The organism is Massilia eburnea (genome assembly GCF_009720745.1).
Lineage (GTDB): Bacteria > Pseudomonadota > Gammaproteobacteria > Burkholderiales > Burkholderiaceae_D > Rugamonas > Rugamonas eburnea.
The window spans coordinates 1-15,074 of the sequence record NZ_WNKX01000018.1 but is presented as its reverse complement, the minus strand read 5'-3'; the positions used below and the strand labels follow the sequence as shown (position 1 = coordinate 15,074).

Annotated in this window: 18 protein-coding genes; 14 read left to right on the top strand and 4 right to left on the bottom strand. The window is 60.2% G+C overall.

Annotation, left to right across the window (positions count from 1 at the left end; genetic code table 11):
• Nucleotides 1–120 precede the first annotated feature (120 nt).
• Nucleotides 121–1,044, bottom strand: coding sequence for a polysaccharide deacetylase family protein (locus tag GM658_RS20495; protein ID WP_155455925.1), 924 nt, complete (start codon nucleotides 1,042–1,044; stop codon nucleotides 121–123).
• Nucleotides 1,041–2,030 carry a proline dehydrogenase family protein gene (locus tag GM658_RS20490; protein ID WP_371865195.1) on the bottom strand — a complete coding sequence of 330 codons (990 nt, stop codon included), beginning with the start codon at nucleotides 2,028–2,030 and terminating at the stop codon, nucleotides 1,041–1,043. Before GM658_RS20490 ends, GM658_RS20495 begins: the two co-directional genes overlap by 4 nt.
• A 61-nt stretch (nucleotides 2,031–2,091) precedes the next feature.
• On the opposite strand from GM658_RS20490, the gene GM658_RS20485 reads away from it, so the two are divergent.
• Nucleotides 2,092–2,715, top strand: coding sequence for a LysE family translocator (locus tag GM658_RS20485; RefSeq protein ID WP_155455924.1), 624 nt, complete (start codon nucleotides 2,092–2,094; stop codon nucleotides 2,713–2,715).
• Here GM658_RS20485 and GM658_RS20480 read toward each other — a convergent pair.
• Nucleotides 2,712–3,125, bottom strand: coding sequence for a glycine zipper 2TM domain-containing protein (locus GM658_RS20480; RefSeq protein ID WP_229416991.1), 414 nt, complete (start codon nucleotides 3,123–3,125; stop codon nucleotides 2,712–2,714). The two genes, GM658_RS20485 and GM658_RS20480, sit on opposite strands and share 4 nt — an antisense overlap.
• Before the next feature lie 152 nt (nucleotides 3,126–3,277).
• On the opposite strand from GM658_RS20480, the gene GM658_RS20475 reads away from it, so the two are divergent.
• The 3 genes from GM658_RS20475 to GM658_RS20465 are packed head-to-tail and all read left to right on the top strand — an operon-like array spanning nucleotide 3,278 to nucleotide 6,385.
• A complete protein-coding gene (locus GM658_RS20475) occupies nucleotides 3,278–4,213 on the top strand; it encodes a glycosyltransferase (protein ID WP_155455922.1) in 936 nt (311 codons plus the stop codon).
• A gap of 4 nt (nucleotides 4,214–4,217) precedes the next feature.
• Nucleotides 4,218–4,595, top strand: a complete 378-nt coding sequence (locus GM658_RS20470; RefSeq protein WP_155455921.1) for a GtrA family protein — start codon at nucleotides 4,218–4,220, stop codon at nucleotides 4,593–4,595.
• Nucleotides 4,592–6,385 carry an ArnT family glycosyltransferase gene (locus GM658_RS20465; RefSeq protein WP_155455920.1) on the top strand — a complete coding sequence of 598 codons (1,794 nt, stop codon included), beginning with the start codon at nucleotides 4,592–4,594 and terminating at the stop codon, nucleotides 6,383–6,385. The genes GM658_RS20470 and GM658_RS20465 overlap by 4 nt, the downstream gene beginning before the upstream one ends.
• Here the strand turns inward: GM658_RS20465 and GM658_RS20460 are convergent.
• Nucleotides 6,382–6,798 carry an NINE protein gene (locus GM658_RS20460; protein WP_155455919.1) on the bottom strand — a complete coding sequence of 139 codons (417 nt, stop codon included), beginning with the start codon at nucleotides 6,796–6,798 and terminating at the stop codon, nucleotides 6,382–6,384. The genes GM658_RS20465 and GM658_RS20460 overlap by 4 nt on opposite strands.
• Before the next feature lie 186 nt (nucleotides 6,799–6,984).
• Between GM658_RS20460 and rpsP the strand changes: the two genes are divergently transcribed.
• The 10 genes from rpsP to GM658_RS20410 all read left to right on the top strand — a co-directional run.
• A complete protein-coding gene (gene rpsP, locus GM658_RS20455; RefSeq protein WP_057261569.1) occupies nucleotides 6,985–7,230 on the top strand; it encodes a 30S ribosomal protein S16 in 246 nt (81 codons plus the stop codon).
• 15 nt (nucleotides 7,231–7,245) lie between these two features.
• Entirely contained in the window at nucleotides 7,246–7,788 is a 543-nt protein-coding gene (gene rimM, locus GM658_RS20450; protein WP_155455918.1) for a ribosome maturation factor RimM, read from the top strand.
• Nucleotides 7,789–7,802: 14 nt separating this feature from the next.
• Nucleotides 7,803–8,549, top strand: a complete 747-nt coding sequence (gene trmD / locus GM658_RS20445) for a tRNA (guanosine(37)-N1)-methyltransferase TrmD (protein ID WP_155455917.1) — start codon at nucleotides 7,803–7,805, stop codon at nucleotides 8,547–8,549.
• 103 nt (nucleotides 8,550–8,652) lie between these two features.
• A complete protein-coding gene (gene rplS, locus GM658_RS20440) occupies nucleotides 8,653–9,030 on the top strand; it encodes a 50S ribosomal protein L19 (RefSeq protein WP_155455916.1) in 378 nt (125 codons plus the stop codon).
• A 74-nt stretch (nucleotides 9,031–9,104) separates the two neighbouring features.
• Nucleotides 9,105–9,767, top strand: coding sequence for a CoA pyrophosphatase (locus GM658_RS20435; RefSeq protein ID WP_155455915.1), 663 nt, complete (start codon nucleotides 9,105–9,107; stop codon nucleotides 9,765–9,767).
• Between the two features lie 44 nt (nucleotides 9,768–9,811).
• Nucleotides 9,812–10,771: a CobD/CbiB family protein gene (locus tag GM658_RS20430; RefSeq protein WP_155455914.1), complete on the top strand. Its 960-nt coding sequence runs from the start codon at nucleotides 9,812–9,814 to the stop codon at nucleotides 10,769–10,771.
• An 82-nt stretch (nucleotides 10,772–10,853) separates the two neighbouring features.
• The gene (locus GM658_RS20425; RefSeq protein WP_155455913.1) at nucleotides 10,854–11,159 is read left to right on the top strand and encodes a DUF3579 domain-containing protein; all 306 of its coding nucleotides are present in this window, start codon (nucleotides 10,854–10,856) and stop codon (nucleotides 11,157–11,159) included.
• 40 nt (nucleotides 11,160–11,199) lie between these two features.
• On the top strand, nucleotides 11,200–13,893 hold the full coding sequence (locus GM658_RS20420) for a M16 family metallopeptidase (protein ID WP_155455912.1): 2,694 nt from the start codon (nucleotides 11,200–11,202) through the stop codon (nucleotides 13,891–13,893).
• Between the two features lie 36 nt (nucleotides 13,894–13,929).
• Nucleotides 13,930–14,484 (top strand): GNAT family N-acetyltransferase, encoded by a 555-nt coding sequence (locus tag GM658_RS20415; RefSeq protein ID WP_170298898.1) that lies wholly within the window; start codon nucleotides 13,930–13,932, stop codon nucleotides 14,482–14,484.
• Nucleotides 14,485–14,557: 73 nt separating this feature from the next.
• Nucleotides 14,558–15,074: helix-turn-helix domain-containing protein (locus GM658_RS20410; RefSeq protein WP_155455910.1), on the top strand; the 517-nt coding region annotated here is incomplete at its 3' end.

Here is a 15,074-nt window from a genome sequence, read left to right as displayed (position 1 = left end):
ACCGGTAACCCGGTCGGATGGCCGCCCCGTCAGACCCCCAGGGTCTGACACCGGTCCTCGGCCGTCGCAGGCCAGGTGCCTGACCCTGGGGGGCAGGCACCGGTTTACCGGTTTGGATGTTCAAAGTCCTTTCTTCGCCAATTCGGCAATCTCGTAATCGCCATCATCGACCAGCCGCTCGCCGCCTGGCATCAGTCCAAGCCCCAGAATTCGCCCGAGCGAAAGCAGCAAACTCTGCCCCGCAGCCTTGCGCACCGGCTCCAGCTTGTAGACCGGATCGGCAAACGCCTCCGCCGGCGAAATGATCTTCCACCCCATCTCCTCGATTTCGCTCAAGACGTCATCGAGCCACAGTGCATTGAGCAGGTTATGGTGCATCAGCAGCACTTGCGCGATATCGCGCCCCTGCAGTTGCTGCGACAGTTCGCGATACGCCAGCAAGCGCTGCTTGATGTGAGCGAGGTAGGCAGTGCGGATCGGACTTAGATCGGCGTTGGGATTCTTCTTCAGCACCTCCACCAGTTTCTCGTTGAGGCGCCAATCGCTCGTGTCGGCGCTGACATAGGCGTTGCGATATCCATGCTCAAGCAGGAAGTTGCGCATGCCTTCAATCTTTTCCGGCGTGTTGCCTTCGCGCAGATAGGTAAAGCGCAGCCACTTCTGGTAGCCGGGCAGTGTGCTGATCAATCGGTCGCATTCCATCACCTGGCGCTGGTACTCGGCCAGGGAAACCTTCTCAAGGTCCGGATGCGTCACGGTGTGGTTGCCTATAGCGTGGCCGGCTTTGCTCCATGCCTGCAGCAGTGGAAGTCCTTGCGGCGTGCTGGCTCCGTAGCCCGAAGTCACGAATAGTGCGGCTTGTACGTGGTGCTTGGCGAGCGCGCTGAGGATGGCCTGGTTGCGCTCAACGACCGTCATGCGCGGCGTGCTTTCCGCGTTTGGGCCGTCATCCATGGTAATTGCAACGGTTTGCGCATGTGCGGCGCCGGTCGCGGTGAACGCCGCGGCTGCCAGCGTGGATACTGCGAGAAGACGTCGGATCATGCAGCACCCAGCGCGTCAATGACCGCCTGGTAGACGCGGACTGGTTCTTCTGAAATGCGGTTCAATACGTACAAAAAATATTCCTTTCCAAAAACGGCATATTCGCGCGTCGCAAAGCCCGCGTCGCGCAGGTCGGCGATATTCTGTTCGCCCAACCCGATCAATGATTCGAATTCAAAGGGGCCAGCTGCGATCCCTTCCGCCCGGATCATCGCTGCCAGTTCGTCCTGGATTGAACGGTCGTGGGTGGCAATCGAGCATTTGTGGCCGCTGCGCAGCAAAAGGGCGGCGTAGCGGCGATAGGCCGATGCCAGCTCGGCGCTGTTGCGAGCATAAGCGACTTCCGGCGGCTCGAACATGGCTCCTTTGACCAGGCGAATGCGGCCGGGAAGGCGCATCAGCGCTGGCAGGTCCGCCGCCGTGCGGTGCAGCTTGGCCGGGACGGTGATGCCGACGTTCGACAGGCCGTCCTGCTCATGAAGGCGAGCGTAAGTTTCGTAGATGCCGGAGGTGCGGTCCGATGCCTCCATCGAAATCATGACTTCTTGTCCGATCTCGTTGGCAGCGCGGGCGATCCGGCGCGCGTTCCGGTAGCCCAGTTCGGGATCGACCAGCGAGCCGACGTGCGACAGGTCGAAGGAGATTGAACAATCGAGCCTCTGCTCGCCGATGGCCTGCACCAGCTGCATGAAAACGCCCGTTTCCGCGTTCGCAAAGCCTTCGTCGCGCACACTCTCGCCCATGTACTCGGCAGAAGCGCGGTGCCCGTTCTGGTTGATCATGGCAGCGCGCACCACCGCATCCGCCACAGTACTGCCGGCGACGTAGCGCTGCGAGACGCGTTCCATGAAAGGGCGCAGCATCGGATCTTCCAGGAAGCGGGCCTTGGCGTCTTCGTTGACTGCGAGTTCGCGCAGGGCGCCGGCGGCGCGGTCGACCAGGGCTTGCCACTGAGGCGGAAAGCGGGGCGTGGTATTGTCTGTCACGGTGTCTCCTTGTTGGATTGGCACGTTGTATATTAACTAAAATTTCAAGATGGAGCCGGCCATGGACGCGTCGACCCTTACTTTGTTCGTGCCAGCCTGCTTCGCGCTGAATATGGCGCCGGGACCGAACAACCTGCTCTCCGTCAGCAATGCCACGCGCTACGGCTTCCGCCGTTCCTGCCTGGCCGGGGCAGGGCGGCTGGTGGCTTTCGCGGGGATGATTGCGCTCGCTTCGGTCGGCCTGGCTGCCGTGCTGCATACCTCCGAGCTTGTGTTCTTCGCGATTAAGACCGCAGGCGCAATCTATCTGTTCTACCTGGCGTGGCAGCTGTGGCGCGCGCAGCCGGCGACCGATGCGCTGCGAGGCGAACTGCCGGCAGCGGGCTGGTGGCAATTGGCACGGCAAGAGTTCTTTGTCGCGGCGGGCAATCCGAAGGCGATCCTGATATTTACGGCATTCCTGCCGCAGTTCGTCGACCCTGCCGACACGGTGGGTGCCCAATTTTTGGTGCTGGGGATGTTTTTCCTGCTGCTGGAAATGGTGGCGCTGGCGGCCTACGCCTGGATCGGCGCACGCATGCAGAAGTGGTTCGCGCAACCGCGCGGGAAGAGGATTTTCAACCGCAGTTGCGCCGGCCTGCTGGCCGGCGCGGGGATGGGTTTACTGCTGTCGCGCAGGACTTAGATGCGGTTCAGGCCACCGTTCTCGCGGCGGACGTGGTCGCCATTACGCAGGTTAGGATCGTTTTTCAGGACGACGGTGCCGGTGTTGCCGGTTTCGTACCTGACGGTCACGTGCCACTCCTTGACCTTGTTCATCTTGCCTTCGATCTTCTTGCCGGCGTAAGCGCCGCCCGCTGCACCGGCGACGGTGGCGAGGGTCTTACCGGTGCCGCCGCCGACCTGGTGGCCAAGCAGGGCGCCAGCTACGCCGCCGGCGACCATGCCGGCTGCACCGCCTTCGCCATCTTTCTCGATGACTTTCACTGCGGTCACGGTGCCGCATTCGGCGCAGACTGCGCGCTTCGGTTGCGCGTACGCGCCGCTAACCGTTACGGCCAGGATGGCTGGCAAGAGGAATTTAATTACTTTCATATGGGTTCTCCAAAAAACGGTTGTGGTAGTAGTGAAGTATAGGTCAATAGTTTCCTTTTGGAATGCTAATTTGTGACAAGGCGTTGCAGCTGCGGATATAGCGAAAACGCTATAATTGCAAATTGTCATTGCCTCTTTATTGATATTTTTTCATGAGCGACCAGTCATCCTCGCGCATTGCAATTCTTGTGCCCTGTTATAACGAGGCGCTGACGATCGAAGCCATCGTGCGTGATTTTCGCGCCAGCCTGCCGCAGGCGACAGTCTATGTATTCGATAACAATTCGACCGATGGTACGGCTGAGATAGCGCGCGCCGCGGGCGCCAATGTCCGCCTTGTGCCGCACCAGGGCAAGGGCAGTGTCGTGCGACGCATGTTCGCCGATATCGAGGCCGACGCGTACATCATGGTCGACGGCGACGATACTTATGACGCCGCGGTCGCGCCGCAATTGGTCGCCAAGCTGTTCGACGAAGGCCTGGACATGGTCGTTGGCAACCGCGTTACCGAAGAGCAGGCTGCCTACCGCCTCGGCCACCGCTTTGGCAATAACCTGCTGACGGGCTGTGTATCGATGCTGTTCGGACGCACATTCACCGACATCCTGTCCGGCTATCGTGTGTTTTCCCGCCGCTACGTCAAATCGTTTGCCGCCCACTCCACGGGTTTCGAAATCGAGACCGAGCTGACCGTGCATGCGCTGGAACTGCGCATGCCGGTGGCGGAAGTGGAAACCGTGTACAAGGCGCGGCCGGAAGGTTCATTCAGCAAACTGAATACTTACCGCGACGGATGGCGCATTCTGATGACCATCTTGCGCCTTTTCAAGTCGGAACGGCCGATGGCCTTTTTCGGCATCGGTTTCCTGGCTTGCTTCCTGTTGTCGGTTGGTTTGGCCGTTCCCCTGTTGAGCGTCTATCTGGAAACCGGGCTGGTGCCGCGCCAGCCTACTGCCGTGCTGTGCTCGGCCATCATGCTGTTAGGTGTAGTGCTGCTGGCCTGCGGCATTATTGTGGATGCGGTCACCAAAGCGCGCATCGAACAGAAGCGCTTTGCTTACCTGGCTTTTCCCGCGCATAACAGCTAGAGGCATGCGCCAGTTCGTACGCTTTGGCATTAGCGGACTAGTTGGCCTGGCGGCCGACATGGGGGTCCTTTACCTGGCGATGGCACTCGGTTCCGGATACTACTTTGGACGACTCCTGTCCTTCCTGTCCGCAGTCTGGGTCACCTGGCGCCTGAACCGGCGATTTACATTCCAGGCCACGCCTTCGGCCTGGCGCGAATGGTGGCGCTACTTGACGGTCACGATGGGCGGAGGGGTGATCAACCTCGGCGCTTATATGGGGCTGTTGCAGGTCTTGCCCGAAACTGATTGGGCGCCTGCCATAGGTGTGGCGGCAGGTTCGCTGGCTGGCATGGCCTTCAATTTCATCTCGGCGAAATATTTCGTCTTCCGCAAATCATGATTAATAAGATCATCTACGCCCTTTCGCATTACCTCGCCTTATTGGTTTTCCTGTGTGCCTGCTGGGGTGTTGGCCAAACCGTGTTGCGGCGCCTGGCGCCGTCCGCGCCTGGCCCTGAAGAGAAGCCGTTGTGGCACGGCATTGCCACGGCACTCGGCATGGGCGCGTACGTCTGCGCTATTCAATGGCTGGCAATTGCCGGACAATTCCGATTCCTGCCATTGTTGCTTGCTTTGGTGTTTGGCCTCTGCCTTGGGGCGCTTGAGTGGCGCGCGCTGCCGGCGCGGGGCGAGCCGACCATGGCTCAACGCTGGCGTTCGGCAAACTGGGCTGAGCGCGGCGCTTTGCTGTTGATTGCGTTCATGATTCTGCCGACCCTGATCGCCCCGCTGTGCCCGCCGCTGGCCTGGGATGAAGTGATGTACCACCTGCCGCACGCCAAACAATGGGCGCTGAATGGCCGACTGAGCGTCAATGAGTGGCTGCGCTACCCCTGGTTCCCCTACAATGTGGACCTGCTGTTCAGTGCGGCCCTGCTGACGTACGACGACGTGATGCCGCATCTGCTCAATGCCTTGGCGGCCTGGCTGACTGCCTTCCTGGTTTATCACGCCGGCAAGCGCTATTTCGGCAAGAGTTTGGCCTTTATCGCTGCCGTCGTTTTCATGGTGTTGATGCGGGACGAATTCGACCTTGCGATGGTCGATGTGAGCGTTATGCTCTTTATTTTCGCCGGCTGCCTCGCTTTCTACCTGTGGCAACAGCAGCCTGAACGGCTTGTATTGCTGGCCGTGTCGGCTTTCCTGCTCGGCGTGGCCGTGGGCGCCAAATACCAGGCTCTCCAGTTGCTGCCGCTGCTAGCGATCGCCTTGCTGGCCAGGACGCGCGCTCCGCGTGACTGGCTCATTGCGATCGTCGGACTGCTGCTGCCTTGCGCGTTCTGGTACGTCAGGAACTATATGCTGACAGGGGATCCGTTTAATCCGATCGGGGGCAAGCTGTTTGGGTTCACAGATTGGAACCTGGCGGATTACCAATGGCAGATGGCGGACCTCAAGCTTCACGCCGGTGCGCCGCACTGGATTATCTGGCCAGCATTGCTGGCGCCATTTATCGCCAAGGTGCGCCGCCTTCCGGGCGCCCGAGCGGCGATGATTCTTGCTGGCGCGGGGCTTGCGGTCTGGTTGCTGACCTCGCGTTACCCGCGCTACCTCATGCCGTTTTATCCGGTACTGGCGCTGTTGGCGGCGGCGGTCTGGCACTGGGCTTTCGTGACTGCATGCAGCAGGTTTGCCCGCGGCCAGGGAGATGGCTTGGAAAAGAAAGCGGCGGTGAGCTGTGTTTCCTTGCTGTTGCTGGTGGTCGTGCCGTTTGCGCTGACAAAGGAATACAAGAACTGGAAACTGGTGGCGCCCACTGTGGATGCCCGCGAGGCGGTGTTGCAGCGGAAAATTACTGGTTATGCGATGCTGGCCTATCTACGCGACCACCCGATGGGCCGCACCTATCAGTTTGGCCTGGAGGACGCACTGTATTACTCTCCACCAGGGACCGGTGGGGACCATTTTGGCCCAGGCCGCTATCGGGATCTCGCCGGCCTGGCTCCGGCTGATTTGGCCAAGGCCTTGCGTCACTTGGGTTACACCAGCCTGTTGATCCATACCGTGCGTTGGCCGGGAATCGAGACCAAGCCGGGATTCGCGCAATTCTTTACGCTGGTACACCGTGACGGCCCAGTGTCGCTGTACCAGGTTGCGGACACTGCGCCGGCCGCCGCGCAGCCCAATTAACCGTAGATGCCGCCGGTGTAGAGCAGGTCGAACAGGCGGGCGATGGTGGCGATCAGGCCGAAAGCGCCAAACATCAGCCCGGCGACCAGGACGAAAGCGAGCGGCCAGCTTGAGTGCGACTGCTTGCCGCTGCCGGCGTTGAAGCGGGCGTCCCACTTTTCGTCCGGCATCAGCCCCAGCACCAAGGCTTCAAGCGTGCCGACCAGGATCGACAGGATCAAAGGCAGCAGCAGGAAGTAGGGATCGGCTTTCGGCCAGACGGCGAACACGGCTGCGACACCCAGCAGGCTGGCGGCATGCAGCCAGCCCCATTTGTCGGCCAGGCCGCGCAGATAGAAGCGGTGCAGGCCAATGCCTCCGGTCACGACGGCGAGCAGGGCGGCGAAACTTTTGTTCTTGTGTAAAACAGACATGATTGCAGCCGAAAAGTCCGAAAAACCGGCAGTATGGCACAACAAAGCTGTTGCCGACGAGGCTAGTTCAGGGGATAATTTCGGATTGTCCAAGTCCCCACCAATTTGATTAATCTTGCAGGTCGGATTGAAAGCGCGCTATAATTTGCGGCTTTATCCGACTCAGCACTCTTTTTTGGAAATATTATGGTCGTTATTCGTTTAGCTCGTGGTGGCGCCAAGAAGCGTCCTTTCTACAACATCGTTGCAACCGATTCCCGCAATCGTCGTGACGGCCGTTTCGTAGAGCGTATCGGCTTCTTCAACCCAATGGCTACCGGCCAAGCAGAAACCTTCCGCGTTGCTGCTGACCGTCTTGCTTACTGGCAAGGCGTTGGCGCTCAGCTGTCCCCAGCTGTTGCCAAGCTGGTTGCTGGCCAGAAGGCTGCTTAATAGTAGCTTCAAGTTTTGAGCAGCAAGACCGCATCTGGGGCGCAAGCCCCGGCTGACCTGGTTCAGGTTGGCTTTGTTTCTGGTGCCTACGGCATCACCGGCGGGGTCCGTGTCCGGCCCTTCTCCACCGAAGCAGATGCGCTGCTGCATGCCACCACCTGGTGGCTCGATAAGCCAAGCCTGCGTGACGTCGAAGTCAAGCGGGCTAAGCTGCATGGTGGCGACGTCGTCACTACCATCGTCGGCATGACGGACCGCAACGAAGCAGAGGCGCTGAAAGGCGCATCCGTATTCGTGGCGCGCGCCGACTTCCCGCAGCTGGAAGAAGATGAATACTACTGGGGCGACTTGCTCGGCCTGGCAGTTGAGAACCAGCAGGGCGAAAGCCTTGGAACAGTCGCGGACATGATGAGCAATGGACCCCAGTCCATCCTGCGCGTCGAATACGAGGCTGATGGAAAGGCGCAGGAGCGCCTGATTCCGTTTGTAAGCCAGTTTGTCATCAAGGTGGACAAGGACGCGAAGCAGATCATCGTGGACTGGGGCCTGGATTACTGATCCGGAACCGCACAATGCAATTCGACGTCATTACCCTGTTCCCTGAGATGTTCGCTGCCTTGACGCAGTCCGGCGTTACCCGCCGCGCGTTCGAGCAGAAGCGCTGGGGCCTGTCGCTGTGGAATCCGCGCGATTTCACCACCGACAACCACCGCACCGTGGATGACCGCCCCTACGGCGGCGGCCCGGGAATGGTGATGCTGGCCAAACCGCTGGAACAGACCATCGCGGCCGCGAAACAGCGCCAGGTGGTTTCCGGCCTGCCGGCGCCGCGCGTGGTGTACATGTCGCCGCAAGGCAAGCAGCTGACGCACGAACGCGTGATGCAGCTGAAGCAGGAACCCGGCCTCGTGATCCTGTGCGGCCGTTACGAAGCGGTGGACCAGCGTTTGCTGGACCGCTGCGTCGATGAAGAAATCAGCCTCGGCGATTTTGTGCTGTCCGGCGGCGAGCTGCCTGCCATGGCCTTGATGGATGCCGTGGTGCGCCAGCTGCCAGGCGTGCTGAATACCGATGCTTCGGCGGTCGAAGACTCTTTCGTCAACGGCTTGCTGGATTCGCCGCACTATACGCGGCCAGAGATTTATGAAGGCGAGGCTGTGCCACCCGTGCTTTTGGGCGGCAACCACGCCGAGATCGAGAAGTGGCGCCGTGAGCGCATGCTGGAAGCGACGGCGCGCAAGCGTCCCGACCTGCTGGTGAAGGCCCGCGAAGCCGGCCTGCTTTCGAAGAAGGACGAAAAGTTTTTGGCGGGTTTGTAAACCCGTTGTAGTACCGTGGCAGGCATGTCGCCTGCCGTGTTTCAACCCCATCCTCTACCGGGCATCTTTTTGGCGCCGGCAAGATGGTAATAGGAGTTTTAAAATGAACCTGATCCAGCAACTGGAACAAGAAGAAATCGCTCGCCTGGGCAAGAACATCCCTGAGTTCGCCCCTGGTGACACCGTGGTCGTCAACGTGAACGTAGTCGAAGGCACCCGTAAGCGCGCCCAGGCTTACGAAGGCGTTGTGATCGCTCGCCGTAACCGTGGCCTGAACTCGAACTTCATCGTTCGTAAGATCTCGTCCGGCGAAGGCGTTGAGCGTACCTTCCAGCTGTACTCCCCACTGATCGCTTCGATCGAAGTGAAGCGTCGTGGTGACGTTCGCCGCGCTAAGCTGTACTACCTGCGTGAGCGTTCGGGCAAATCCGCACGTATCAAGGAAAAGCTGCCAAACCGCAAGGTTGCAGCTGCCGAGTAATCCATACCCCGGTATTGGATTCGGAAAGGACGCCTTCGGGCGTCCTTTTTTTTCGGCTTGGTACAATGCCGCCTATGCCGAAAACTCCTTTTGACCCGACCCAGCTTCCGATCGAGGCGATCGCCGGCGAAGCTGCGGTGCTGCTGGAACACCTTGCGCCGGACTGGCTGCGCCAGCGCTTCGCCGAACCGCCCGAATGGACGCCCGAACCATCCGAACCGCCGCTTGGCTTGCACCGCGGTGAACCGACGCCGGCTTCCGTGCTGGTGCCGCTGGTACTGCGCGAAGATGGCATCTACCTGCTGCTGACCATGCGCACCGCGCATTTGAACGATCACGCGGGGCAGGTGGCTTTCCCCGGCGGCCGCGCCGAGCCGACCGATGCCGATGCCGTCGACACCGCGCTGCGGGAAACGGAGGAGGAGATCGGCCTCGATCGCCGCCACATCGACGTGATCGGCACGCTGCCCCTGTATTACACCGGAACCGGCTATGCGGTCACGCCGGTGGTGGGCCTGGTCACGCCGCCGTTCGAATTGAAGGGCGATCCGGGCGAGGTGGCGGAAATCTTCGAAGTGCCGTTCCAATTCCTGATGGATGGCGCCAATCACCAGCGCCTGGCGGCCGAATTGCCGAATGGCCGGCGCACTTTCTACGCAATGCCATATCAAAACTATTTTATCTGGGGTGCAACGGCTGGGATGCTGCGCAACCTGTTTCATTTCTTGCGCGCATAAGCTATCGTAGCGGGCATTGTGGTACTGCTAATCAAAGGATTTAGATGACTTTTCTCTCCATTCTCGTCGCCTTGCTGTTTGAGCAACTGAAGCCCCTGCGCGCCGACAATCCGATCTGGGCGGAGTTCAAGCGCCTGGCGGTGCGCATGGAGCAGTGGTTCAACGCCGGGCACGCGAGCCATGGACGCATGGGTTGGTTCCTGCTGGTCGGCGCGCTGACGCTGCCGGCCGGCCTGGTGTCCTGGCTGCTGTACCGCTATAACTTCTTGCTGGCGCACTTTGCCTGGAACGTGCTGATCGTCTACCTGACGCTGGGCTTCCGCCACTACAGCCATTTCTTCACCTCGATCCAGCTGGCGCTCAACGCCGGCGACGAAAGCCAGGCCCGCGCGCTGCTCGCGGAATGGTGCAAGATCGACACTGTGGGCATGGAAGTCACCGAGATTTCCCGTATCGCCGTGGAGAAGGCGCTGGTTACCACCCACCGCAATGTGTTCGGCGTGTTCTTCTGGTTCCTGATGCCGCTGGGCCCTTGCGGCGCCATCCTGTACCGCGTATCCGAATACCTGGCCCGTGCCTGGAACGAGCCGGAACACATGCGCCAGGAAGCGTTCGGCGAATTCGCCGCCAAGGCTTTCTACTGGATCGACTGGATTCCCGCGCGCTTGACCGCCGTGGCCTTCGCCGTGGTCGGCAACTTCGAGGACGCGATCTACGCCTGGCGTAACTTCGCCCACCGCTGGAAGGATGAGGCGATCGGCATCATCCTGTCGGCCGGCGGCGGCGCCATGGGCGTGCGCCTGGGAACCCCGAATGAGAATGCGGCGAAGATCATCCCTTCGGACGCGGCCACCGTCGATATCAGCGATATGGAAGTGGACCAGCTGCCGGGCGACGAGCCGGGCGTGCGCGCCCTGCAAAGCACGGTCGGCCTGGTATGGCGGGCGTTGCTGCTGTGGATGATGTTGCTGCTGTTGCTGTCCGGAGCGGTGTGGCTCGGCTAAAATGACCTGATCCCGGGACCCCGTTCAAGTCTTCTATAAGATATAATACTGGGGTTCCTCACAGCAACCGGGTATCAGGTATATGGCCAGCGAGTTCTTCATTCTTGGGCTTACGACCGACGGCAAACAATTCCGTCCAAGCGACTGGGCGGAACGACTGGCCGGTGTGCTCGCGTGCTTCCGCCCGGAAGGCTCCGGTGGCCGCCACGCCCACTTGCAGTTCTCGCCCTATGTCACCCCCACCGTCGTCAATGGCGTCAAGGCCGTCGTGGTCAACGAAGGCCTGCGCGAAATCCAGCCGATGGCTTATAACTTCGTTAAGGAATTCGCGAAGGATAACAAGCTGCAGGTTGTCGAGGCCTGTCTGCTACCTGACGAAAAGTCCTGATTGGCGTAGCATAGGGTTTTGCCAACAAGAGCAGAACACTATGCAAATCCGCTACGCCGCAGCGCTGCTGCTGGCAATCTCTCCTGCGTTCGCGCAAACCCTTCCCGCCGGTGTCGCCAAAGGTCCTTCGGTCGAAGGCATCACCGAATACCGCCTGCCCAATGGGCTCAAGGTCCTCTTGTTCCCCGATGCGTCGAAACCGACGGTGACGGTCAACGTCACCTACCTGGTCGGCTCGCGCCATGAGAATTACGGTGAGACCGGCATGGCGCACCTGCTGGAACACATGATGTTCAAGGGCGCTCCGAACCATCGCAATATCACGCAGCAGTTCTCCGAGCGCGGCATGGAATTCAACGGCACCACGGCGATGGACCGCACCAATTACTACGAGGTGTTCCAGGCCAGCCCGGAAAACCTGAAGTGGGCGCTGGACATGGAGGCCGACCGCATGACCAGGTCCTTCATCGCGAAGAAGGACCTGGACTCGGAAATGACCGTGGTGCGCAACGAGTACGAGAGCGGAGAAAACAGCCCGTTCGAAGTGCTGTTCAAGCGCATGGAGAGCATTGCCTACGACTGGCACAGCTACGGCCGTTCCACCATCGGCAACCGCAGCGACATCGAAAACGTCAAGATCGAGAACCTGCAAGCCTTCTACCACACCTACTACCAGCCGGATAACGCCGTGCTGCTGGTGGCGGGCAAGTTCGACCCGTCGCAAACCCTGGCCTGGATCAGCAAGTCTTTCGGCGCCATTCCAAAACCGAAACGCAAGCTGCCGCAATTCTGGACCGTGGAGCCAACCCAGGATGGCGAGCGCCAGTATGCCGTGCGCCGCAAGGGCGACGTACAGATCGTGCTGGTAGGGTATAAGGTTCCATCGGCCCTGCACCCGGACGCGGACCCGCTGGCCTTCATGGGCCAGGTGCTGACCGACACGCCGAATGGCCGCTTGCACAAGCAGCTGGTCGAAACCGGCAAGGCCGCGCAGGTGTTTTCCGTCAGCCAGCCGGGCATCGCGCCAAGCCTGCAGGTGTTTGGCGCAGTGGTGAAGATGGGACAGCCGGTGGAACCGGTGCGCGACGAATTGATCGCGGCGGTGGAGAATTTTGCCAAAACGCCGCCGACGGACGAAGAGATGGAGCGTACGCGCCGCGATTACAGCAACGCGATCGAGAAGTCGCTGAACAATCCGCAGCAAGTGGGCGTGGCGCTGAGCGAAGATATTGCGCTGGGCGACTGGCGGCTGCTGTTCCAGGGCCGCGACGGCCTGGCCGCGATCACTTCCAAACAGGTGGCCGAAGCGGGGGGGCGCTATATGAAGCGCGACAACCGCACTGTTGGCACCTTTATTCCGGACGATGCGCCGCAGCGTGCCGAAATCGGCACGGCGCCGACGGCGGCCGAACTGCTGAAAGACTACAAGGGCAAGGCCAATGTGCTGACATCGGAGAACTTCGATCCGAGCCAGGACAACATCATGGCGCGCACGGAGCTGAAGGAAGTCGGCGGCCTGAAACTGGCGCTGCTGCCGAAGAAGAACCGCGGCGAGACGGTGGCGCTGGACATGCGCCTGCACTGGGGCGAGGAGAAAAATGAGTTCGGCAAGCAGATGCTGGCCGCAGCCGCCGACCAGATGCTGGCGCGCGGCACCAGCAAATATTCGCGCGCCCAACTTGCCGATGCCATGTCGAAGCTGAAGATGTCGGGCAGCCTGTATCACTTCGAGACCACGCGCGAGTATTTGCCCGATGCAGTTCGCCTGGTGGCGCATGTGCTGAAGGATGCATCGTTCCCGCAAGCGGAGTTCGAGCAGATGCGCCAGCAGTGGATTGTTGGCCTGGAAGCCGCGCGTAACGACCCGCAGGCGATGGCGGGACGCGCTTTGGCCGAATACTTCAATCATTGGCCGAAGGGTGATCCGCGCAGCGTGATGACGCTCGATGAACAGATCGACGCAATCAAGGCGATGAAGCTGGAAGATGTGAAGGCCTATCACGCCGAGTTCTACGGCGCCGGCCATGGCGAGCTGTCGGTGGTCGGAGACTTCGACAAGGCGGAGCTGGTGAAGGTGGTTGGCGAGGAGCTCGCTGGCTGGCACAGCAAGGCTGCGTATGCGCCGATCCTGGACAAGCATGCTGAAAAAGCCGCCACACGCATTACCCTGGACACGCCGGACAAGGAAAACGGCATGTTCGCCGCGCGTATCGCGATGCCGTTGCGTACCGACGATGCCGATTATCCGGCGCTGGAACTGGCTAACTACATCTTCGGTAACGGCGGCCTGAAATCGCGCCTGATGGATCGCATCCGCCAGAAGGATGGCTTGTCATACGGCGGCGGTTCGTCGCTCGATGCCGGCGATCGCGATGATGCGGGCGGCTTCACCATCGAGGCCATCGCGGCTCCGCAGAATATGGTAAAACTCGAAGCGGCTGTGCGCCAGGAGCTGGAGCGCGCCGTGAAGAATGGCTTTACCGCTGCCGAGGTGGCGGGCGCGAAATCGGGCCTGATGCAGCAACGCGTGCAGAACCGCTCCAAGGACGACGTGGTCGCCGGCGCCTGGTCGCACTTCCGCTACCTGGACCGAACCTTCATGTGGAGCAAAGAGTATGAGGTAAAGCTGATGGCGCTCACGCCGGAGCAGGTGAGTGCTGCATTCCGCAAGCACATCGATCCGGCCAAGCTGTCGGTAGTGATTGCCAGTGATGCTTCCAAGGCAAAGCGCTAAGGTGTCGGCGTTACGAAAATGGCCGACACCGGACGGATGATCACCACTAATAATCCAAAGGATAAACTGCTGATGAATTCTGCGTTCTCCATTTCCGTACCGCGCCTTCAGACAGAACGACTTACGCTTCGAGAATATCGGCGCGACGACTTCGACTTATTTGCGGATCATTTGGCGAATCCCGAAAGCTCAGCTCATTTGGGCCCAGCTGACCGTCAAACAGCGTGGCGAATCTTCAGCTCCCATGCAGGATTATGGCTCCTGCAAGGAGCTGGTTGGTGGGCTCTGGAGGAGAAGCAGACTGGTCAGCTCGTCGGTAATGTTGGCGCCTTCTTTCGTGAGCAATCAACCGTGATGGAGTTGGGATGGAATACATATCGCGCCTCCTGGGGGAGGGGAATTGCAAGCGAGGCGGCAGCAGCAGTATTGAATTATGCGTTCGACGTTCGGCGCGAACCGAAAGTTCGTGCATTCATCCCTCCTCGAAATGAATCATCTCGTCGCGTTGCCGAGCGCGTTGGCATGAGCTACGAAATGGAGACAGAGCTCTACGGCAAAGCAGTCAATAGTTACATCTGTGAGTGTAGATAAATGGCTTCTTTCGGCTGCGGATTCAACCGGTCGACGCAACACACTAAACTGCTAAGGCAGGAGGAGTGTTGCTATGAAACGCAAGCCACGAATCTATTATACGGATGAGCAAAAGGCACTGATGTGGGAGCGTTGGCGAAAAGGCGAGTCCCTACAGCATATTGCTCAACTGTTCGGTCGAAGTCACGGGGCGATTCAAGGAATCCTCATTCGGACTGGTGGGATAAGTCCAGCGCCGCGCTGTCGTTCAAGGCTGGCGCTCACCATATCTGAGCGCGAAGAAATCTCGCGCTCTTTGGTCGCCGGGGCATCGCTTCGCGCGATCGCAGTTTCTCTCGGCCGAGCTCCGTCAACGATCAGCCGAGAAATCAAACGTAACGGTGGCCGGACATCCTATCGGGCCACTCAAGCCGACAAGCATGCATGGGATCGGGCCCGCCGCCCTAAGCGCTGTAAACTGGTAGAGAACCCAGCGCTGGCCAGTATCGTGGCGGACAAGCTGCGATTGGAATGGGCACCTGAACAGATTGCTGGGTGGCTCAAGCACACCTATCCAGGCGTCAAGGACCAGCAAGTGTCACACGAGACCA

What these genes read in the sequence shown, in the direction of transcription:
- rplS (WP_155455916.1), top strand. Translation starts at nt 8,653, where the DNA reads ATGAACCTGATCCAGCAACTGGAACAAGAAGAAATCGCTCGCCTGGGC.
- GM658_RS20425 (WP_155455913.1), top strand. Translation starts at nt 10,854, where the DNA reads ATGGCCAGCGAGTTCTTCATTCTTGGGCTTACGACCGACGGCAAACAA.
- GM658_RS20420 (WP_155455912.1), top strand. Translation starts at nt 11,200, where the DNA reads ATGCAAATCCGCTACGCCGCAGCGCTGCTGCTGGCAATCTCTCCTGCG.
- GM658_RS20480 (WP_229416991.1), bottom strand. Translation starts at nt 3,125, where the DNA reads ATGAAAGTAATTAAATTCCTCTTGCCAGCCATCCTGGCCGTAACGGTT.
- GM658_RS20475 (WP_155455922.1), top strand. Translation starts at nt 3,278, where the DNA reads ATGAGCGACCAGTCATCCTCGCGCATTGCAATTCTTGTGCCCTGTTAT.
- GM658_RS20430 (WP_155455914.1), top strand. Translation starts at nt 9,812, where the DNA reads ATGACTTTTCTCTCCATTCTCGTCGCCTTGCTGTTTGAGCAACTGAAG.
- trmD (WP_155455917.1), top strand. Translation starts at nt 7,803, where the DNA reads ATGCAATTCGACGTCATTACCCTGTTCCCTGAGATGTTCGCTGCCTTG.
- GM658_RS20435 (WP_155455915.1), top strand. Translation starts at nt 9,105, where the DNA reads ATGCCGAAAACTCCTTTTGACCCGACCCAGCTTCCGATCGAGGCGATC.
- GM658_RS20415 (WP_170298898.1), top strand. Translation starts at nt 13,930, where the DNA reads ATGATCACCACTAATAATCCAAAGGATAAACTGCTGATGAATTCTGCG.
- GM658_RS20460 (WP_155455919.1), bottom strand. Translation starts at nt 6,798, where the DNA reads ATGTCTGTTTTACACAAGAACAAAAGTTTCGCCGCCCTGCTCGCCGTC.
- GM658_RS20485 (WP_155455924.1), top strand. Translation starts at nt 2,092, where the DNA reads ATGGACGCGTCGACCCTTACTTTGTTCGTGCCAGCCTGCTTCGCGCTG.
- rpsP (WP_057261569.1), top strand. Translation starts at nt 6,985, where the DNA reads ATGGTCGTTATTCGTTTAGCTCGTGGTGGCGCCAAGAAGCGTCCTTTC.
- GM658_RS20470 (WP_155455921.1), top strand. Translation starts at nt 4,218, where the DNA reads ATGCGCCAGTTCGTACGCTTTGGCATTAGCGGACTAGTTGGCCTGGCG.
- GM658_RS20465 (WP_155455920.1), top strand. Translation starts at nt 4,592, where the DNA reads ATGATTAATAAGATCATCTACGCCCTTTCGCATTACCTCGCCTTATTG.
- GM658_RS20495 (WP_155455925.1), bottom strand. Translation starts at nt 1,044, where the DNA reads ATGATCCGACGTCTTCTCGCAGTATCCACGCTGGCAGCCGCGGCGTTC.